The 20,267-nt window shown below is 47.7% G+C and carries 16 protein-coding genes; 10 read left to right on the top strand and 6 right to left on the bottom strand.

Annotated features, from left to right (window positions below):
* Positions 1-450 carry a lasso peptide biosynthesis B2 protein gene (locus tag ACXAH4_RS07390; RefSeq protein ID WP_474844897.1) on the top strand — a complete coding sequence of 150 codons (450 nt, stop codon included), beginning with the start codon at positions 1-3 and terminating at the stop codon, positions 448-450.
* Here ACXAH4_RS07390 and ACXAH4_RS07395 read toward each other — a convergent pair.
* On the bottom strand, positions 447-2,135 hold the full coding sequence (locus ACXAH4_RS07395) for an asparagine synthase-related protein (RefSeq protein ID WP_474844896.1): 1,689 nt from the start codon (positions 2,133-2,135) through the stop codon (positions 447-449). The two genes, ACXAH4_RS07390 and ACXAH4_RS07395, sit on opposite strands and share 4 nt — an antisense overlap.
* 376 nt (positions 2,136-2,511) lie before the next feature.
* Here ACXAH4_RS07395 and ACXAH4_RS07400 point away from each other — a divergent pair, with 376 nt between their 5' ends.
* Positions 2,512-3,159 carry a PEP-CTERM sorting domain-containing protein gene (locus ACXAH4_RS07400; RefSeq protein ID WP_119500219.1) on the top strand — a complete coding sequence of 216 codons (648 nt, stop codon included), beginning with the start codon at positions 2,512-2,514 and terminating at the stop codon, positions 3,157-3,159.
* A gap of 11 nt (positions 3,160-3,170) precedes the next feature.
* Positions 3,171-3,326: a lasso RiPP family leader peptide-containing protein gene (locus ACXAH4_RS07405; RefSeq protein WP_119500220.1), complete on the top strand. Its 156-nt coding sequence runs from the start codon at positions 3,171-3,173 to the stop codon at positions 3,324-3,326.
* A gap of 92 nt (positions 3,327-3,418) precedes the next feature.
* Here ACXAH4_RS07405 and ACXAH4_RS07410 read toward each other — a convergent pair whose 3' ends face one another.
* Positions 3,419-4,384: a hypothetical protein gene (locus ACXAH4_RS07410; protein ID WP_474881295.1), complete on the bottom strand. Its 966-nt coding sequence runs from the start codon at positions 4,382-4,384 to the stop codon at positions 3,419-3,421.
* 265 nt (positions 4,385-4,649) lie between these two features.
* On the opposite strand from ACXAH4_RS07410, the gene ACXAH4_RS07415 reads away from it, so the two are divergent.
* Entirely contained in the window at positions 4,650-7,010 is a 2,361-nt protein-coding gene (locus tag ACXAH4_RS07415; protein ID WP_474852460.1) for a TonB-dependent receptor domain-containing protein, read from the top strand.
* Positions 7,011-7,114: 104 nt separating this feature from the next.
* Here the strand turns inward: ACXAH4_RS07415 and ACXAH4_RS07420 are convergent, their stop codons facing one another.
* Both ACXAH4_RS07420 and ACXAH4_RS07425 read right to left on the bottom strand, forming a co-directional pair.
* The gene (locus ACXAH4_RS07420; RefSeq protein WP_474844893.1) at positions 7,115-9,964 is read right to left on the bottom strand and encodes an ATP-binding protein; all 2,850 of its coding nucleotides are present in this window, start codon (positions 9,962-9,964) and stop codon (positions 7,115-7,117) included.
* A complete protein-coding gene (locus ACXAH4_RS07425; RefSeq protein ID WP_474844892.1) occupies positions 9,961-11,139 on the bottom strand; it encodes an ABC transporter substrate-binding protein in 1,179 nt (392 codons plus the stop codon). Before ACXAH4_RS07425 ends, ACXAH4_RS07420 begins: the two co-directional genes overlap by 4 nt.
* 176 nt (positions 11,140-11,315) lie before the next feature.
* On the opposite strand from ACXAH4_RS07425, the gene ACXAH4_RS07430 reads away from it, so the two are divergent.
* Both ACXAH4_RS07430 and ACXAH4_RS07435 read left to right on the top strand, forming a co-directional pair.
* Positions 11,316-11,831, top strand: coding sequence for a hypothetical protein (locus ACXAH4_RS07430; RefSeq protein WP_474844891.1), 516 nt, complete (start codon positions 11,316-11,318; stop codon positions 11,829-11,831).
* Positions 11,832-11,849: 18 nt separating this feature from the next.
* On the top strand, positions 11,850-12,539 hold the full coding sequence (locus ACXAH4_RS07435; protein WP_474844890.1) for an aspartate/glutamate racemase family protein: 690 nt from the start codon (positions 11,850-11,852) through the stop codon (positions 12,537-12,539).
* A gap of 24 nt (positions 12,540-12,563) precedes the next feature.
* Here ACXAH4_RS07435 and ACXAH4_RS07440 read toward each other — a convergent pair whose 3' ends face one another.
* Both ACXAH4_RS07440 and metK read right to left on the bottom strand, forming a co-directional pair.
* Positions 12,564-13,061: a hypothetical protein gene (locus ACXAH4_RS07440; protein ID WP_474844889.1), complete on the bottom strand. Its 498-nt coding sequence runs from the start codon at positions 13,059-13,061 to the stop codon at positions 12,564-12,566.
* Positions 13,062-13,254: 193 nt separating this feature from the next.
* On the bottom strand, positions 13,255-14,400 hold the full coding sequence (gene metK, locus ACXAH4_RS07445) for a methionine adenosyltransferase (protein ID WP_119500228.1): 1,146 nt from the start codon (positions 14,398-14,400) through the stop codon (positions 13,255-13,257).
* Between the two features lie 464 nt (positions 14,401-14,864).
* Between metK and tkt the strand changes: the two genes are divergently transcribed.
* The 4 genes from tkt to ACXAH4_RS07465 all read left to right on the top strand — a co-directional run bounded on the left by tkt (position 14,865) and on the right by ACXAH4_RS07465 (position 20,125).
* Positions 14,865-16,856 carry a transketolase gene (tkt, locus tag ACXAH4_RS07450; protein ID WP_474881296.1) on the top strand — a complete coding sequence of 664 codons (1,992 nt, stop codon included), beginning with the start codon at positions 14,865-14,867 and terminating at the stop codon, positions 16,854-16,856.
* 24 nt (positions 16,857-16,880) lie between these two features.
* Positions 16,881-17,894, top strand: coding sequence for an erythrose-4-phosphate dehydrogenase (gene epd / locus ACXAH4_RS07455; RefSeq protein WP_474881298.1), 1,014 nt, complete (start codon positions 16,881-16,883; stop codon positions 17,892-17,894).
* Positions 17,895-17,925: 31 nt separating this feature from the next.
* Positions 17,926-19,101 carry a phosphoglycerate kinase gene (locus ACXAH4_RS07460; RefSeq protein WP_474881300.1) on the top strand — a complete coding sequence of 392 codons (1,176 nt, stop codon included), beginning with the start codon at positions 17,926-17,928 and terminating at the stop codon, positions 19,099-19,101.
* Between the two features lie 124 nt (positions 19,102-19,225).
* A complete protein-coding gene (locus ACXAH4_RS07465; protein WP_474881302.1) occupies positions 19,226-20,125 on the top strand; it encodes a fructose bisphosphate aldolase in 900 nt (299 codons plus the stop codon).
* Positions 20,126-20,267: the final 142 nt, after the last annotated feature.

Below are 20,267 nucleotides of genomic sequence, written 5' to 3' on the forward strand. Positions count from 1 at the left end.
ATGATGGCAGGTGCTTTCTTTCGATTACCGTTGAGCCATAAAAAGCTTTTCATTAAGGCATGGCTGATGTTTCTGATATGGGACTGGCGTATTTCAAAACAGCCGTATCAAAAATGGAAAGGACATATTTTTACCCCGGATCAATTTCAAAGTACGAAAACGCCGCTTCCTGAATCGTTTATCTCTGTCATTGAGAAGGCGGGCAGGCATCATATCCGGAAAATGAATTGCCTGAGAAGGTGTCTGGTGACCATGTCATTACTCAATGACCTTCAAATTTATCCCGGGTTACATTTCGGGGTGCGGGTAACGGCGGGGAAAACGGAGGCCCACTGCTGGCTGACACATGACGGCATAATCATTAATGATAGTCATGATGTTGTCAGCACTTATACAGAATTGAGAACGAAAAAAGGAAGTGAGCAGGCTTTTCTCAGCGCTTTGACTTAAACATGAAATGCCTGAATCCAGCGCTGGGTCAGGATGACAAACAACAGGTCCACATGTACACCGCCATGCCGGTTATATACCGCATCATCAAAAGCTTTAAGCACTTTCTTATTATCAATCAGTCCACGATCGCTCAGATACGGGTGTGACAAACATGCCCGGAGCTCACCAGCATTTTCTCTGACAAGATTGCCGAAATGATGATCAAAGGTGGTTTTCGTTTGACGCCAACATACTGAATCCGGCAAATGGCGGCTCATCGCATTACGTAAGACGAATTTTGGATAAGGCCCGCGTATCAGTTGTGAGGGTGGCACTGCGAAAGAAAACTCAGCAAGCCGGTAATCGAAGAAAGGATGCTTCACCTCTATATCAAATTCGGCAGCAATGGCATCGTAAGATCTGACAGAATTGAACGTGGTAGTCGTTTTGAGCGCAAAGTATCTGGCATGGCTGGCTGGTTCTTTGACAGGATCAAAAGGATTATGGAACCCGAAAGCTTCGTTGGCCAGCAGGCGAGATTTATCTGTTAACCAGGCTGGTAGTGGCAGCACACCGGGTGTTTTTCCTTTCAGACGTTTGGCCATATTCAACAAGGCAGTGGGTACGAAAGGTTTAATGAAGAGTTCACGGGCAACAGATTTAAAAGACATGCCAGTTTCTACGCAGGCTTTGTACACTTCAGTTAGAACACCCCATTCCCCTTCACGCAAACGCTGGGTGTATGCACTGGCATGCCCCCAGCAAATTTCGTCGCCCCCGTTTCCGGTAAACAGTTTACTGATACCCATTTGCTTTAAATCTGAGAGTTCATCCCGGTAACGGGGAGACAGAACAATACCCGGATGATCAAAATGTGGCGGGTAAAGACTCAGAAAATTACGATATCGTGATTTGTCCACATCCTGAAAATGAAACTCTTCTAACTGAAGATATTCGCGCATGTCACGGATTAATTCTGTCTCATCTGATTTAGGATCGTGCTTATAGTAATGCGAAACCGCAATACAGCGGCGTTTATGCTGCTTCTGATACTGGTGTACAAGAGAGGTAACCGAGGTAGAGTCCATCCCGCCGCTCATCTGGCAACCCGCTACTTCTGTTGTTCCAGTGTATTCTTCCACCACAGAAATAAAGAGCTCGCGAAATGCAGTCGCATACTCATCATCACTGGTGAGTCTGATCCGGTTTTCCGGTTCAATATCCCAATATTGATGACTTGTTACCTTATCCTTACTGCATCGCAGGTAGTGGCCTGCCGGCAATATCTGCAGCCCTGAATAAATACTTAGCTGAGGGACTGGCTGACCGGCAAGCCATCCGGCTATCGCAGTGTCTGAAAGTACCGGCTTTAGTCCGGATACATTCAGCGCATGAGCAGCACTGTTACTGATGACGGTGAAATCAGGTGTAGACACGAAGTACAGAGTAGTCAGAGAAAGCGCGTCCGTACCGATGATAACAGCATCATTTTCGAGTTGTATAAAAAATGGACAGTTTATAGATGCTAACTTTTCTGCAGTCCGCTCGTCTGCCTGAACGGGTAATTTAGTGTCACCACTGTTTGAAAAACCACTAAGTCTGCCGTTGCGAACAAAGCAATGGGTAAAAAGCTGGCTTTCAAGCCCGCCGGACTGAAGCGGACCCGGGGACTTATGGCTGTATATGAAGAGAAATGGTTTCACAAAGTTCCGTCTTGTTGCGTAAATGCACCATTACTGAGCGATCAGACAAAGTAACAGGTTCTGCTGAGTATGCCTGAATGCTAACATTAATAAAATCTGGAGAAAAATTAACATTGCCAATTTAACTTCATAATTTATAATCTGTTTTCTGCGTCAGTTCGGGAGAAAAATCGGTGCAGCAGATATGATCTGAAAGGATCTGTCTGAATTTTTTACAGATCTGTTTGTAAATATCATCCATTAACATCAAATTCACATTACTATTTTTTAAATAATTGAAAATATTAATATTTTTAAATGTGGCGTGATGCTTGCTTTTCTATTGTGTACAACAATAATTTATACCACGTAGTTTTATACTTACAAGGAATATGGAATGAAAAAGTCGGCTTTACTTGGGGCAGCAGCAGCCCTGCTTTTAAGCGGTCAAGCTTCAGCTAGCTACATCAGCACTGTCACCGGCGCTGACATGGCAGGCATGGAAGTGACTGTTACTTACTCTGACCTGAGCACTGAGACGTTAACTTGGGGTGTAACCTCAAGCGACGCGACTGTACCTTATATGGAAGGTTACAGCGGCGGCGTTACCGGTACTTCGTGGTCTTTAACACAAACTGGCGATACTATCGCTGATCAGCCTCCTGGTGCCGCATATGTTTACGGTGCATGGACTTTCACCTATGACGGTACTGGCCTGAGCATTGCATCTGTTTATGTTGATGCATATGCTGCTGATGTTGTTTTTGATACTGTTTCAGGCGATGCGAGTGCTAATGGATCTCTTGCTGGTCGTGAACTGGTTACAGACGGTTATGTGTTAGATGCTTCATATTCAATGAATATTGAAGACGAGCTTTTTGGTGGTTTAACACTGAGTGGCGTTAGCGGTAACCTGATGGACGCTGCAGGCAGCTTCCAGTTTGTTGTTGATACAGACAAAGTAGCTGTACCAGCACCTGCAACTCTGGGTATCTTTGCCGCTGCTCTAGGATTTATGGGCTTCAACCGCCGTAAAAAGGCATAAGGATAGAAAACATGAAAACTTTTGAAAATGCTTCCGAAAGCAAACAAGAGTATGTAAAGCCGGAACTGCAAAAAGTAGGTACCCTGGCTGAACTGACTGAAGGTTTCGCAGGTAGCATTCCTGACGAACAAGGCGGTCAGACTAAGCGTAACCCATTCCAGGGTTAAGTTGATCGAATAAAAAAAGGCCAGTCATACGACTGGCCTTTTTGTTTTGCTCTGCAGCATGTATCCGTACCCATCATTCAAGCGCTGCGTCTCTACCCGTTCTTCGCTGAAATCCATTCATTAATTTGCCTGCAAACTTCAGTCAGTCGTTCAAGTCCATCAGGATATTTTATTTCATAAACCGGAAGCGTATTTATCAACGTAGCAAGTGAGCCAACCCGTTGTTTGTCGATTCCCAGCGCTTTATAAGCGTCACCCAGCATGCTGTTTTGCATGAGTAATATGAGCGCTTTACTATTGGCTATGCGTGTTATTTCAACAGGTCCGGTATAATTCTCAGCTCTGTTTAGAAAATACAATGCACTTATTTGAGCGGGTTTATCTTCTGACATCTGCCCGGCGAAAGTGATTTCATTTTTTGCGAAGCGATCGTGTACTTTCTTAACCGTTGTTTTATCTAATGAGTCACTGTCTGCAAAATACTCTGTGCTATCTGGCCACAGACGAACTTTAGGCCAGCTGGGATATACTGAAAAAGCATTGCCGTCAGAAAACAGGGCTGCCATGTCATCAGTCGTGAGAGTAAATCCTTCGTGAGTTAATGCTGTGGTTAATGTCGACTTCCCGGTCCTGCTGGGAGCAAGAAACAGATGCGCCCGTCCTTCTTTTACCAGCGTATTAGCATGCAGGCAAAGGTGACCTTTTTGTTCAAGAAAAACAGATAAACCGATAGTTTGCAGGTAGTGAGCAGGTCCTGTGCCATTGGCATGCCAGTCCACTTTTATGCCTTCTTCAGTGAATTCGAATGCACCTTTGCCTTCGCAATCAATCATCAGCACCTGCCGGTCATTTTCCCGGTGGAGCTTGATTGTTGATGTATACCTTTCACCTTTGTCGGTCAGTTTCCATACCGCACTTTCTTGTGATGGTGATTCGACTTTGCCACTACTGAGCCGCAGTGCGTATTTGTTCTTTATTGCCGGCATTGAATCCGTAAATAAACTCACCCCGTGCAAGGGCACACTGCAAAGTGAATAAAGCGCCGTATTGTTATCCATTCCATTTCTACTTCAGATATTGAATTGCCGCAACACACTTAGCAGTGCTACTCCGTAAAGCGCGCATCAATGTGCTTTTGATTGATTGTACAGTAATTAAATCAGGAATGATCCGCTGAAGCCACAGGAAGGAAGCTTTCTTGCAGATCCGGAGGTCAAGTTTTCGTAATCAAACAGTCAACGAATCAAAACAACCTTGTCATATTCCCTGCGTACGCTCTTCGCGATTCACTTTTAATCAGAAGAATAAGCGCAAGGAAAACACATGAAACACACTCTCACTTGTAAGAAGCATATACTGGCGATGTCTGTACTGTCAGCAATCGCAGCAAGCACCTCAAATGCGTTTGCCGAAGAGATGGCTGCAGAGTCACGTGATGGCGAAGTTATTGAAGAAATTCAGGTTATCGGCCGCAGCGTGTCTTATGCCAACAACGCCACCGACGAAAACATGAAACAGCAGCAAACGGCGATGACCAGCGTGCTGGCGACAATTGATAACCTGCCGGGTGTCCTGATTAACGAAGGCGATACATTCGGTGCCGATGACTGGTCTACCAGTATTTCCATTCGTGGTTTTCAGGTGGATCTGGATCAGCAACAAATCGGTATGACGGTAGACGGTATCGCTAACGGTAATTCAAACTACGGTGGCGGCTCGAAGGCCAACCGTTATATGGATACAGAAAACCTGCGGGCGGTAGAGGTGTCTCAGGGAACGGCTGATATCGCTTCCCGTTCGAACGAAGCACTGGGTGGTACGCTTAACTTCACAACCATTAACCCCGGTACAGAAGAAGGTCTTATCCTGAGTGGTACGCTGGCTGAATATGAAGGTCAGAAAATCTATGCCCGTTATGAAACCGGAGAGCTGGTAAAAGACACCTACGCATGGGTGAGTGTATCGTCACAGGACAGTTCAGACTGGATGGATCAGGCGGCCGAAAATACCCGTGACCACTTTGCTGCCAAAGTTATCAGCTATGTGAGTGGTATCGATTTTACCGGCTATGTCTCTTACGACGATACTCACGAAGACAACTATCAGCGCATTTATGGCAACGAACAATTTGCCCAGAACCCGGAATGGGACCAGCTTACCAGTGACTGGTCGGGTGTGCCTTATCAGGATCAGGCATATCGCCGCGGATGGTCAACATTGCGTGAGAACTTTTTCACCTATCTGAAAGCTGATATGTCGGTAGGCGCAGTGGATTTCAGTGCCAACGTTTATTACCACAATCAGGAAGGGCGGGGCGACTGGTTGCCTCCTTACGTGGTTGATGTAACTGACGACGGGCTGAATCAGCCTAATTCTGAACTGGTTTCGGGTAACACGGTATACGGCGGTTCTCAGTTAGGTCAGCTTTTCTATGTGTCTCCTGAAGGCGCGGCGTTATCGCCTGCAACAGGCTGTGTCAGCTCGCTTAAATTCCCTTACGGCGGCAGTTCTGCCGAATACGATCCTGCCTGTTACGACAGCAGCGCAGTGCCAGTGGGCTCTTATCGTCATACGCATTACAAAAAGGAACGCACCGGCTTCAACGCTGACATGATCTGGAATACACAGATTGGCGATATGGACAACGTGTTACGTGCAGGCTTGTGGTATGAAGATTACAACCGCGAAGAATCACGTGACTGGCACAAGATCATCGATTCGAAAACCAGTTTCTATTATGACCACATTCCTTACTGGGTGCAGTACAGCCGTGAATTCCCGGTTGAAACCATCATGTATTACCTTGAAGACGAGCTGGACCTGGGCGTGGCAAAAGTACGCCTTGGTGCTAAGCAATTCAATGTAGACGTAAAGAAAAACGATTTGTTTGATGCCAATAACAACCTGGCTGTATCGTCTGATTCTGATGTGCTGTTCTCTGCCGGTTTTGTTGCCCCTCTGGCTGACAACCTGGAATTCTTCGGTGGCTTCGCGCAAAACTACGCAGCAATCAAAGATGCAGTGCTTGAGCGTGATGACGCTGACTTGTCAGTGATTGAGCCTGAAACTGCAGACAATATAGACCTGGGTGTGCGCTACTCAACCCCGGGCCTTAACGCCAGCCTGACGTACTACACAATCAAATTTGATAACCGCATTCGTTTTGTCAGTGCCGAGCAGTCTGAAGGGATCGATTTCCTTGAAGAAGGTGCCGGTGGTTATGTTAATGACGGTGGTGTTGAGTCAGACGGTATTGAAGCATCCGTACAATGGCAGGCGACGGAATACCTGAGCGTGTACGCATCGTATACCTACAACAATTCTGAATATGCAGAATCCCGTTACGAAGATATTGAAGGCAATACTGTTCTTGGCACCGCAAAAGACATGGCTGTTCTTAGCCTGGACTATGCGAAAAGCAATTACATTGCCGGTCTGAGCACAAAGTATGTGGGCCCCCGGTTTATGGACCAGGCGAATCTGACAGAAGTTGAGGAGTATGTGGTCAGCGACTTCTACGCAGGTGTCGTGCTGGACAATGTGGCAAGTGGCATTAAATCACTGGATGTACGCTTAACGGTTAATAACCTGTTTGACGAGAGCTATCTGGGCACAGTAGTCGCCGGTGCAGGCTGGATTGGTGCACCGAGAACAGCCGCGATAAACGTGAAAGCGGCATTTTAAAACGCTTTGAAAGTGTAGCAAAGGCCGGAAATTCCGGCCTTGTTTGTCTCTGAGAAAGTGTTCAGCAGTTTTCATGACCTGAACGTGGATAAAACAGCTAACCTTCAGCACATCCGTGCAACAGCACTCAGTAAGTCTTCTGCGGAAAAAGGTTTGCTTATGTAATCGTCCATCCCGGCTGCTTCACAGCGTTCTTTGTCACCCTTCATGGCATTAGCGGTAAGGGCAATGACCGGTACATTCAGGTATTTCTCGCCGGCGTCTCCGGCGCGAATACGCCGGGTTGTTTCAAATCCGTCCATTTCCGGCATGTGACAATCCATCAGGATCACATCAAAAGTCAGCTTCATTCTGTTCAACGCTTCCAGCGCTTCTTTACCGTTGCGGGCTGTCATGGTTTTATGCTGGCTCAGGTGTTCTCTGGCAATAAGCTGGTTTATTTCATTGTCTTCGACGATGAGAATTTTGGCGCAGAAGTCTTTAGCCGGAAGCAGAGGGGCAGGGGCCTTAGAGTCGTTGTGGCTTTGTGCCGGTTGTGTATCTTCAGCATTACCCTGAAGCATCACAAAGCTGAAACAGCTGCCACGGCCCTTCTCGCTGGTGACGGTTAAATCTCCGCCCATCAACTGACATAACTGCCTGCTGATGGATAACCCAAGCCCGGTACCACCAAATTTACGGGTTGTGGACACGTCTTCCTGGCTGAATACTTCAAAGATGCTGTCCAGATTCTCAGGTGCAATACCTATGCCGGTATCTTCGACATCTCCCCGTAACGCCCATTTCTGTTTGTCACCAACAGTCAGAGCAATGCGCAGAGTAATGGTACCTTCTGATGTAAATTTCACTGCATTGCTTAGCAGGTTACCCAGTACCTGTCGTAATCTTACCGGATCGCCGGTGACCATAGTCTGACCATTCAGATCGCTTTCCAGTTTCAGTGTCAGTCCTTTCTCACCACAACTGATACAGAACTGGTCGTAAATGGTTTTTATCAGCAGTTCCAGATTAAACGGAATGGCTTCAAGATTGAGCTGACCCGCCTCGATTTTCGAGAAATCGAGTATGTCGTCCACAATGTGCTGCAAGTTCTTAAGACTGTCCTTTGCCAAATCGACATAGCGTCTCTGTGTACTGTCCAGCGGTGTTTTATTCACCAGTTGCAGTGCACCTGATACACCATGCAGCGGGGTGCGGACTTCATGACTCATGCTGGCAAGGAAGCCGGATTTCAAACGGGCAGATTCTTCTGCCTTTAAGCGGGCGTCTTCAAGATACTGCCTTGTTCGCTCACGGTCTGTAACATCCTGAAAGAAAGCCACGAAATGCGTTAGCTTATCCTCAGTGTAGACGGGTGTCAGGATCAACTGGTTGTAGAAAACAGAACCGTCTTTCTTATGACAAATCAGCATTTCGTCAAAGGCATGACCATGTCGGAGGGCATATTTAATTTTATGCAGCTGACTTGTTTCAGCTTTCATCTGATTTAACATCAGGAACGTCTGGCCCATGACCTCATCTTCATCAAAGCCGGTGATCAGACTAAAATGAGGATTAACGTAGATGGCAGGGAAGCCCGCTTCCTGAGCATCGACAATGAGTATCGACACTGTGGCAGATTTCATGGCATGACTGATTACATTTATCTGATTTTCCAGCACCCGCCGCTGAGTCAGGTCATTGCCCACCAGAATACTGCCAACCTGCTTACGCTCATCGTCTATCAGAGGAAGCACCCGCCAGCTTAAAGTGACCGGCTTCTTGTCATTTAAAGAGGCATAATGGCCGGTAAGAGACTGTTTATCACCGGATAAGTCGCCTTTTATATCTCTGAGGGTGTTGTCTGACAAATCATAATAAAGGGCGTATCGCTTATAAGCACGGTTCGCCAGAATGTTGTCACCGGTTTCGTCCTGCACAACCAGGATCTCTTCCAGTGAATCCAGCACATTCGAAAATTGTTTGTTGGACAGGGAGATAGTAGATAAATTGATGATTAATTGATTGAACGCTGTCCGGATCTCGTTAAGTTCTGCAGGTTCATTTTCACTGCCGGTGCTGGTTCCTCCTTTCTTCCTGCTGGTACTGCGCTGAATATCATCGTGAAGCTGGCGCAGGGTCACTGCGCTCAGTTTTGCAGCATGACTGGATGCGTAAACACTCACGATCACTGCAAAGGCCAGGGTGATCAAAATTGCCGGAATTAACCAGAGTACATTAGAGTAAGCTTCCAGTGCCGGCGCCTGACTGATAAGAGTCAGTCCACGCCATTGCTCTGATTCAGACTCCCAACCGGAATAGGCTGCATGGTCAAATAGACTGCCTGGTCTGAACATCGCCGGTTTATTTGAATAAAGGATCTTCCCTTCATTGTCGAGAATTAACTGGCTTGCATCACTGTCCCGTTGATAAATTAATGCTTGCAGAGCCGGAATATGGAGTACCAGTGCACCTTCTGCTGAATCCGCAAGTAATACTGGTACCGCGATAATTGCGCCGTCACCGGAAATATTATTGTAAGGTTTCGATTCGTTCAGTACCGTTTCCTGCCACGCGCTGGCCATCGATGCCGGCACCTGACCTTCCCAGTTGTTTGTGATGAGCGGTTCACCATTAAACTGAAACAATCCGAGACTGAAAGATCGGGCACGGGTAAAGCGCAAAGACTCAAAAAAGATGGGCAGATAATTCTGCCGCTGCTGAATATCAATAAAACTGTTTATCAGCAGGTCGTTAGCCGCGATACCCTCCATTAGCTGTTGCGTGCTGTCGAGGGTGAATGTGAGATCTGCCTTAAGGTGTGAGATATAGGTTTGCTGTTCATTCGCCACCTGCTTCTGTACCACATAAAAAATACACAGGCACAAGATTATGCTGACAGCAATCAGTGCGACTAATAGCCGTGGGAGTATGGTTTGCTGCAGCTGGGTATACAGCGAGGGGCGGGTACTCACCGGATATCTGAAACCGGGATAAGGTGTCCGTCTTCGTTAAACATCGCCATAAAATAATCCTCCGCCATTAATGCATCATGCATATTTTCCGTAAACGCCGGCGCATATTGTTTCACTGCGCCTTGCAACACCGGCAAGTTCTCAAGGGCCTGACGAACAGCATCAGCTTCAACAGAGCCGGCTTTTTTCACTGCAGCAATCAAAATATGGACCAGATCATAGCTATGAGCAAGGCCCACAACAGCCGGAATTGCCTGTGGAGCAATATCGTCATAACGTTCGCGGTACGCTTTCAGTAAATAAGCAGAGCGGCTATTGTTCTGATATAAAAAGCTGAAAGTTTGAATGACAGACAAATCGAGTTTAGATAGATCTGTCAGGCCTATTTCCGCGACAAAATCCCCACCTGCCAGACCCCAGTGAGCAATTATCGGCATTTCTGCTGCTTCCAGTTTGAGCAGAGTTTTGCTGACAACAGCAGCTTCAGGCGCATTAGATACAAGAATAATAGCCCGTGCACCAGACTGGATAATCGCCGACATCTCATTAGTAAAATCTGTCTGCCGCCAGTTTATCCATTGTGTGCTCACGATTTTCAGGCCCTGTTGTTCAGCCGCTTTGGATAATGATGTTAAATTTGAACGACCCCAGCCTGTACGCTCAAGTACCAGGGCAATTTCTTTAACTCCCCGTTCTCTGGCTGTCTTTATCAGAACTTCCCCTGCCTGCTCATCACGGATGGAGACACGAAAAACGTTGTTTGGCGTGTAATGATTATCGACCAGTGATGTACCAGCGGCCCAGGGGCTCAGGAACAGCATATTGTTCTTATGCACAGCATCCAGCTCGGCCAGGGCTACCGGTGTGTGTACGCCACCAAAGATAGCCAGTAAATTCTGCCGCTTTGCCAGTTGTTCAACGTTATATACGCCGCGGGCCGGGTTACCACGGTGATCCGTTGTGACCAGTGAGAGCTGGTGACCAAGAACGCCGCCATTGTCGTTGACTTCTGAGATGGCAATTTCCATTCCCCGGCGTATCGCGGTTCCGCCTTCCACGGCAACAGCACTGAGATCGGCATCGAGTGCCAGTACCAGCTGCGCTTTTTCCTGTGCCACGGCCTCGCTGCCGGCACCTGTCAGAGTAAGCAGAAAGATTAATAGAAATCTGGTCATATTCAGTCACGGAAACGTAAAGGAAAACGGTTGTTTAAAAAGGGTTCGGGATTATATTAGTATTTGCATGTGATTCTGCAATTAGACAAAGGATGGTGGAATTTATCAGAATAAAAACTTGCACCTTTCAGGATAGAGACTTAGTTTTAACGTATAACAAATAAATCAAAATTAGCGTGCAAAATCATTATCCTCCTACCATTTTGGATGTCGAAGCCAGCGGATTCGGCAGCGGCAGTTTTCCCATCGAAATCGGTGTGAAGCGTTCTGATGGTGCGCGTTTTTGCCGTTTGATAAAACCCTATAAGAGATGGACGCACTGGAACAGCGAGGCCGAATCTTTACACGGCATAACCCGTGATGTGCTTTCCCAATACGGTATTGACGGCAGGGAAGTGTGCATTCAGCTCAATGCCTTCATGCAAAACAGTACCGCTTATTCGGACGGCTGGGTAGTGGATTATCCCTGGCTGATAAAACTCTATGCAGAAGCTGGTATAGAGATGAACTTTAAGCTGACAGCGCTGGAATACCTGTTATCTGAAAACCAGATGCAACACTGGCATGAAGTGAAACAGTCTCTGGTCAATCAGCAGTGTGTTAAACGCCATCGTGCCAGTGTAGATGCGGAGCTCATCCAGCAAACCTTCATGACTACAGCATCCATGCCGATGCCGGTACTGGCAAGATAATACGGACAAGGAACTTCAATGAAGCAGATTGGTATTATCGGTGGCATGAGCTGGGAATCATCGGCAACGTATTACCGCCTGATCAACAGCTATGTGAAGCAACGTCTGGGTGGGCTGCACAGCGCACGCATATTAATGAACAGCGTGGATTTCGCAGAGATTAGCCAGTGGCAGCATGAAAATAACTGGGATGCACTTACCCGGGCGATGGTTCAGGCAGCAAAACAACTGGAAGCCGGCGGCGCAGACGGCGTTGCTATTGCGACTAATACGATGCACAAAGTCGCTCCTGAAGTAGAAAAGGCGCTGAACATACCCTTACTCCATATTGCTGATGCGACAGCCAGTGTGTGCAGGCGCGGGGGTATAAATAAAGCAGCTCTGACAGGCACCCGGTTTACCATGGAACAGCCTTTTTACACTGAGCGCCTTCAAGACTTCGGGATCAATGTGCTGACGCCGGACATGGCCGGCCGGCAGGTCATTCATGACATCATTTATAATGAACTGTGCAAAGGCGAAACACGGGCATCCTCAAAAGAGATTTATCAGCAAATTATTGAGCAAATGGCAGCAGACGGTGCGCAGGCTGTCATTCTCGGCTGCACGGAAATTGGTATGTTGATAAAGGCCGGAGATGTCAGTATTCCGGTACTGGATACCACTGAAATTCATTGCGAAAGCATTGTGGATTTTATGCTGGGTTAACGCAGCCCGTTGTCTTAGTAAGGGTCAGAAATAGTACTGAACACCGAGCAACAATGAATTGATGTCTTTATCACTTACTTCCCTGTACTGGTACTCCACTGCCATTTTCACCGAATTTAATTCTCCGATTTGCCAGCCAACGCTGGCGGCGGTGCCTGCGTTGTAAGGCAGATAAAGCCAGTCAGAATAGGCGGCCTGTTGATCGTTACTGGTTTGCAGCGCTGCGAATATGCGTTGACTGGAGTCTTTTAACAAAGAGCGGCTGGCCGAGACCCTCACGGAGTCTACTGAGTGATATGTACTGATCTTGTCAACCCACTGGTCGTGATAAGGCAGCTCGCGGTTGTAGCGCACCCCAAATCGCCAGGCCGGCAGGCGCTGACTGCGAAATGAAATTTCAGACTGATAGGGGGAGGCAACGTATACTGGCTGACTTCTTTTCGTATCAGAAAGCACACTGCCGCCTGCATGACACAGCGTACTTAATAAAGTCAGACAACTCACTAGCCAGAAGTATTTCATGGCATGGTTCCTATGTGTGTGCCTGAGTCTGCAGCTCAGTTAGGGATTGATTATCGGGCAGGCAATGCGATTTATACTTAAGTGTAGTTGGTTTGGATGATTATCCCAGTGAGAAAATGTAATTATTTTTAAAATAATTTAAATTAAAAAAAGCGGCATGTGGGAACATGCCGCCTACCTTTTATTTTTGTCTTTATACAGAGGCTTTAAGCGCTTCTGCTTTGTCTGTGGCTTCCCATGGGAATTCATCACGGCCGAAGTGGCCGTATGCAGCCGTTGGACGGTAAATCGGACGTTCCAGATCAAGCATCTTGATCAGGCCGTAAGGACGTAAGTCAAAGTGTTCACGTACCAGTGCCACCAGTGTTTTCTCATCAACCACACCTGTACCAAACGTTTCGATACTGATAGATGTTGGCTCTGCTACCCCGATAGCGTAAGACACCTGAATTTCGCAACGCTTCGCCAGACCGGCTGCAACGATATTCTTCGCCACATAACGACCTGCGTATGCCGCCGAGCGGTCTACTTTTGATGGATCTTTACCGGAGAATGCACCTCCACCGTGACGGGCCATACCGCCGTAGGTATCTACAATAATTTTACGGCCAGTCAAACCACAGTCACCCATTGGTCCGCCGATAACAAAACGACCAGTCGGGTTAATGTGGAATTGAGTGTTTTTGGTCAGCCATTCCGAAGGCAGTACAGGCTTAATCACTTCTTCCATAACGGCTTCGCGAAGTTGCTCTGTGGTGACCTTTTCATTGTGCTGAGTAGACAGAACAACGGCATCAATACCCACCGGTTTGTCGTTCTCATAAATAAAAGTCACCTGACTTTTTGCATCAGGGCGCAGGAAATCAAGCTGACCGGACTTTCTCACTTCGGCCTGCTTTTGCACCAGGCGGTGTGCATAGGTGATCGGTGCCGGCATTAATACGTCAGTTTCGTCACTGGCATAGCCGAACATCAGACCCTGGTCACCGGCACCCTGTTCTTCAGGGCGGGCACGGTCAACACCCTGATTAATGTCAGGAGATTGCTTACCAATCGCATTCAGCACAGCACAGGAGTCAGCATCAAAGCCTACATCTGAGTGGTTGTAACCAATTTCTTTTACCGTCTGACGGGTCAATTCTTCAATATCGACCCAGGCGGATGTGGTGATCTCACCACCTACCAGTACCATACCGGTTTTTACATACGTTTCGCAGGCAACCCGTGCTTTGGGATCCTGTTCTAATATGGCGTCAAGCACAGCATCTGAAATCTGGTCGGCAATTTTATCCGGATGTCCTTCTGAGACTGATTCCGATGTGAATAAATGTGCGGCCATAAATCCTCCGTTATTTCTGGGTTAACCAATACATCACTATCATAAGCTTAAGTGACTGGCTGGTTGGGTATATTCGTTCGCCCCCGGGTATATTCTGTCGTCCCGGACGATGAACAGCATTGTACCGGGTTCGTATGAAAATACCATCTTTACTTCTGGACGTCTAAAAGTCTATTTGTTACGTTTCGTTGACAGTCCGGTTCGTTATTACGTGAGTAAGACGAAAAACGATTTCTGTCAGCAGAGAACCTGTTTTGCGCAACGACTATCCGAATAATTGTTATAAGTTAACTAAATTCGATAAGTGCACCCGGTATAAAACACATTGAACTGGTTATGCGCTTAGGTAAGAATAGTCGCCAGTTTGAAAATTCATAGTCGGCAGCAGGAATTCCTATCCGTTTCCGGATTAATCTCCGGGTTGTCAGTGTCAAAGTTTTAAGCAAATTATTAAAGGAGTTAGCATGCCAACTCGTCGTGAACTTGCCAACGCTATCCGCGCACTTAGCATGGATGCAGTTCAGCAAGCCAAATCAGGCCACCCGGGCGCCCCTATGGGTATGGCGGATATCGCACAGGTTTTGTGGTGCGATTATCTTTCTCATAACCCGTCTAATCCCAACTGGGCGAACCGCGACCGTTTTGTGCTTTCAAACGGTCACGGCTCTATGCTGCTTTATTCATTGCTGCATCTCACGGGTTATGATCTGCCGTTAGAAGAGCTGAAAAATTTCCGTCAGTTACATTCTAAAACCCCGGGTCACCCTGAATATGGCTATGCGCCGGGTGTTGAAACCACCACCGGTCCGCTGGGACAAGGGATCAGCAACGCCGTAGGTATGGCGCTGGCAGAGAAAGTGCTGGCTGCACAGTTTAATCAGGACGGCCACGATATCGTCGACCATTATACCTACACGTTCCTGGGTGACGGCTGCCTGATGGAAGGTATTTCTCATGAAGTATGCTCGTTAGCCGGCACATTAGGTCTTGGCAAGCTGGTAGCGTTCTACGATGACAACGGCATCTCTATCGACGGTGAAGTTGAGGGATGGTTCACCGACGATACCGTGAAGCGTTTCGAATCATACGGCTGGCATGTCATTGCCGGTGTTGATGGTCACAACCCTGATCAAATCCGTAAAGCGGTTGATGAAGCCCGCGCGAATACCACACAGCCTACACTAATCTGCTGCAAAACCATTATCGGTTTTGGTTCCCCTAACAAGCAAGGTAAAGAAGATTGTCACGGCGCTCCGCTGGGTGATGACGAAATTGCATTAACCCGCAAAGAACTTGGCTGGACCCACGGTGCCTTCGAAGTACCACAGGATATTTACGCTGAGTGGGATGGCAAAGAGAAGGGCAGTGCAGCAGAAGCGAACTGGAACGAAGCGTTTGCAGCCTATGAAAAAGCGTTCCCTGAACTGGCAGCAGAATTCAGCCGCCGTGTAAATGGTGATGTACCGGCTAACTTCGTTGAAAAAGCGGATGCTTACATTGCGAAACTGCAGGCTAATCCTGATGCTCCGGCAACCCGTAAAGCATCGCAGAATGCACTGAATGCATTTGGTCCGTTACTGCCTGAATTGCTGGGCGGTTCTGCTGACCTTGCCGGTTCTAACCTGACAATCTGGTCAGGCTCAAAAGGCGTTGATGCGAAAGACGCGTCCGGTAACTACATCTACTACGGTGTGCGTGAGTTCGGTATGTCGGCAATGATGAACGGCATTACCCTGCATGGCGGTTTTAAAGCGTACGGCGCTACCTTCCTGATGTTTATGGAATATGCACGCAACGCAGTGCGTATGGCCGCGCTGATGAAAGCGCCGTCTATCTTTGTTTATACCCACGATTCTATTGGTCTGGGTGAAGATGGTCCTACGCACCAGCCGGTTGAGCAACTGGTGGCATTACGCTCTACGCCTAACCTTGACAACTGGCGGCCTTGTGACCAGGTTGAGTCTGCGGTTGCCTGGAAAGAAGCAATTTTACGTACCGAAGGTCCTACCACCTTAATTTTTACCCGTCAGGGGTTACCGCAGCAAGCGCGCTCTGCTGAGCAGGTTGCTGACATCGCTAAAGGTGGTTATATCCTGAAAGATACTGACGGTACACCAGATGTACTGCTAATCGGCACAGGCTCTGAAGTGCAACTGGCTGTCGCTGCCAGCGAGCAACTGGCTGAGAAGGGCGTTAAAGCCCGTGTGGTTTCTATGCCTTGTACTGATGCGTTTGACCGTCAGGATGCTGAATATCGTGAAGCAGTTCTGCCTTCAAGTGTTACTAAGCGAGTTGCAGTTGAAGCATTAGCGAAAGATTCCTGGTATAAATACACAGGTTTCGGCGGCGCAATTGTGGGCATGGACACCTTTGGTGAATCCGGTCCGGCAGGAGAACTGTTCAAACACTTCGGCATTACAACAGATGCCGTTGTTGAGGCAGCGTTGTCTTTATAATAGTTCGACAACAGGCGGTTTTTTATGGTCCGTGTAGCCATAAATGGGTTTGGCCGCATTGGTCGTAACGTACTGCGCGCCCTGTATGAAACAGGGCGCAATCAATTGATTAAAGTAGTTGCGATTAACGACCTGGCAGAACCTCAAGGCATAGCCCATCTGCTCAAATACGACACCACGCATGGTCGGTTCGGGTTTGATGTGGCGCTACAAGACGAACAGTTAATGGTGGCGGGTGACAGTATCCGCCTGTTGGCTGAACCAGATATTCACAACCTCCCCTGGGACTCTCTGGGGGTGGATATTGTGCTCGAATGTACCGGTGTATTTTCTGACCGGCAGGCCGGTCAGGCCCACCTTGATGCCGGTGCCGGCAAAGTGCTCTTTTCACAGCCCGGCAGCACCGATTTAGACAACACCATCATTTTTGGCACCAACGAAGAGTCGTTGTTACCTGAACACAAACTGGTATCTAACGGCTCGTGCACCACGAACTGTATTGTTCCTGTCATCCAGGCGCTGGATAATGCTTTCGGCGTATTAAGCGGCACTATCACTACCATACATGCGTCAATGCATGATCAGCAGGTGATTGATGCCTATAACAAAGATCTCCGTCGTGCCAGAGCTGCCAGTCAGTCTATCATTCCTGTCGACACCCGGTTGGCCGCCGGCATCGAACGTATTCTGCCAAAGTTTGCAGGTAAGTTTGAAGCCATTGCGGTGCGGGTACCCACAGTCAATGTGACGGCCATGGATTTAAGTGTCACGCTGGACACCGAAGTGAACATCACTGATGTGAACAGTGCACTGAAAAAAGCGCGTGAAGGGCGACTTTCCGGTATATTGGGTTATTCGGAAGCGCCGTTAGTCTCAGTAGATTTTAATCACGATCCTCATTCATGCATTGTTGATGGTACGCAAACCCGGGTAAGTCACCGTCAACTGGTGAAAACGCTGGTGTGGTGTGACAATGAATGGGGTTTTGCAAATCGAATGATTGATACCACGCTGGCTATGTACCAGTCGGGGTGTTGAGGAAATTAACTTCAGTTTTTAAGGGAAAACTATGGCAATTCCAAGCATGCAGGATTTAGCGCTGAACGGTCAGCGCGTGTTGATCCGTCAGGATCTCAACGTACCGGTAAAAGACGGTAAAGTTACGTCAGATGCGCGTATCAAAGCATCTATCCCTACAATCAAAGCTGCTCTGGAAGCCGGCGCAGCGGTAATGGTGATGTCTCACCTGGGTCGTCCTGAAGAAGGTAAATACGAAGAAGAATATTCACTGCAACCAGTCGTGGATTACTTAAATGGTGCACTGGACGTGTCAGTGTCGTTGGTTAAAGACTATCTGAACGGTGTTGATGTGAAGCCGGGCGAACTGGTTATTCTGGAAAACGTTCGTTTTAATAAAGGCGAAAAGAAAGACGACGAAACCCTGTCAAAACAATACGCTGCGTTGTGCGACATCTTTGTCATGGATGCATTCGGTACAGCTCACCGTGCCCAGGCGTCGACACATGGTGTCGCAAAATTTGCTCCGAAAGCGTGTGCTGGCCCGCTGCTTGCAGCTGAACTCGATGCATTGGGTAAAGCACTGGATAACCCTAAGCGTCCGATGGTTGCTATTGTGGGCGGTTCAAAGGTATCAACTAAGCTCACTGTGCTGAAAACGCTGGCAGAGAAAGTGGACCAGCTTATTGTTGGTGGTGGTATCGCCAATACGTTCATTGCTGCTCAGGGCCACAATGTGGGTAAATCACTGGTTGAAATGGATCTTGTAGATGAAGCGAAAGAGCTCATTGCACAGGCGCAGGCAAATGGCGGTGATATTCCGGTACCTACCGACGTAGTCACCGGTACTGAGTTCTCTGAGACCACGCCGGCCACATTAAAGGCAGTGGATCAAATCGGCAATGACGATATGGTGTTTGATATCGGTCCTGATTCGTCGGCGGCATTAGAAACAATTTTGAAAAATGCGGGCACAATTGTCTGGAACGGTCCTGTAGGTGTTTTTGAATTTGATCAATTCGCCGCAGGCACAAAAGCGTTAGCGCATGCTATTGCAGACAGTGACGCATTCTCTATTGCAGGTGGCGGTGACACGTTAGCTGCAGTAGATAAGTATGATATCGCAGATAAGATATCTTACATCTCTACCGGCGGTGGTGCTTTCCTTGAGTTCCTGGAAGGCAAAACCCTGCCAGCGGTCGCTGTTTTAGAAGAAAAAAACCAATAATAAAAACAGCGCTCGTGTAACGAAATTCGTTACTCAACTTGTCCGGCGAACAGTGACGTTTGCCGGCATTATTATAAACCCTACAGCCGTTTTTACACGCGGCACATAAAAAGGAGTGTTGCTCATGGCATCACAAGCGCAGCAGGCTATGCTGGATAAAATTAAAGTCCAAAAAGGTTTCATTGCAGCCCTCGATCAAAGCGGAGGCAGTACACCTAAAGCTCTGAAACTTTATGGGATCGATCCGTCTGCTTACAGCACAGACGAAGAAATGTTCGACATGGTACATGCCATGCGAACCCGCATTATTACCAGCGATGTGTTCAGTGGTGAACGCGTTCTGGGTGCCATTCTGTTTGAAAACACCCTCGACAGGGATATCGAAGGCATGCCTTCGGCAAAATTCCTGTGGGAGAAAAAGCGTGTGGTTCCTTTCCTCAAGGTAGACAAGGGACTTGAGGATGAGGCAAACGGTGTTCAACTGATGAAGCCTATTCCTACCCTGGATACCCTGCTTGCTAAAGCCGTGGCGCAGGACGTATTCGGTACCAAGATGCGTTCAGTGGTCAAGCTGGCTAATCATGAAGGTATCAAAGCCATCGTTGAGCAACAGTTTGAAGTGGGTAAGCAGATTCTGGCTGCAGGTCTTGTGCCTATCATCGAACCGGAAGTCGATATCAACAGCCCTGAGAAGGCGGAAGCAGAAGCATTGCTTAAACTGGAAATCATGACGCAGCTGAACCTGTTGAATGAAGGCCAGGAAGTGATGCTGAAACTTACCTTGCCAACTCAGGATAACTTCTACAAGGAACTGGTTGATCATCCTAAAGTGATTAAAGTGGTGGCATTGTCAGGGGGTTATACCCGTGATGAAGCGAATGCAAAACTGGCAGAAAACCCGGGTATCATCGCCTCGTTCTCCCGTGCATTAACCGAGGGTGTAAGCGCTCAGCAGTCGCAGGAAGAGTTCGACAGTACGTTGGATGCTGCCATTGAGTCTATCTATCAGGCGTCAAAATCTTAATTCATATCAACAAACCGGTAAGATCATGCTTACCGGTTTGCTTTCTTTTTCCTCACACACTTTGCTGTCTTTAAGTTCTGCTTTATACTTTATTAGTAGATTCTAATTTATATTCTGTCCGGGTGCAGTTTATTAAGCATTT

It is taken from the genome of Alteromonas sp. ABV2_168, assembly GCF_056161165.1.

Excerpts from the sequence above, each read along its gene's own strand:
- ACXAH4_RS07435 (WP_474844890.1), top strand. The coding sequence starts at position 11,850 with ATGAAGCAGATTGGTATTATCGGTGGCATGAGCTGGGAATCATCGGCA.
- ACXAH4_RS07390 (WP_474844897.1), top strand. The coding sequence starts at position 1 with ATGATGGCAGGTGCTTTCTTTCGATTACCGTTGAGCCATAAAAAGCTT.
- epd (WP_474881298.1), top strand. The coding sequence starts at position 16,881 with ATGGTCCGTGTAGCCATAAATGGGTTTGGCCGCATTGGTCGTAACGTA.
- ACXAH4_RS07460 (WP_474881300.1), top strand. The coding sequence starts at position 17,926 with ATGGCAATTCCAAGCATGCAGGATTTAGCGCTGAACGGTCAGCGCGTG.
- metK (WP_119500228.1), bottom strand. The coding sequence starts at position 14,400 with ATGGCCGCACATTTATTCACATCGGAATCAGTCTCAGAAGGACATCCG.
- tkt (WP_474881296.1), top strand. The coding sequence starts at position 14,865 with ATGCCAACTCGTCGTGAACTTGCCAACGCTATCCGCGCACTTAGCATG.
- ACXAH4_RS07425 (WP_474844892.1), bottom strand. The coding sequence starts at position 11,139 with ATGACCAGATTTCTATTAATCTTTCTGCTTACTCTGACAGGTGCCGGC.
- ACXAH4_RS07440 (WP_474844889.1), bottom strand. The coding sequence starts at position 13,061 with ATGAAATACTTCTGGCTAGTGAGTTGTCTGACTTTATTAAGTACGCTG.
- ACXAH4_RS07415 (WP_474852460.1), top strand. The coding sequence starts at position 4,650 with ATGAAACACACTCTCACTTGTAAGAAGCATATACTGGCGATGTCTGTA.
- ACXAH4_RS07400 (WP_119500219.1), top strand. The coding sequence starts at position 2,512 with ATGAAAAAGTCGGCTTTACTTGGGGCAGCAGCAGCCCTGCTTTTAAGC.
- ACXAH4_RS07410 (WP_474881295.1), bottom strand. The coding sequence starts at position 4,384 with ATGGATAACAATACGGCGCTTTATTCACTTTGCAGTGTGCCCTTGCAC.
- ACXAH4_RS07405 (WP_119500220.1), top strand. The coding sequence starts at position 3,171 with ATGAAAACTTTTGAAAATGCTTCCGAAAGCAAACAAGAGTATGTAAAG.
- ACXAH4_RS07465 (WP_474881302.1), top strand. The coding sequence starts at position 19,226 with ATGGCATCACAAGCGCAGCAGGCTATGCTGGATAAAATTAAAGTCCAA.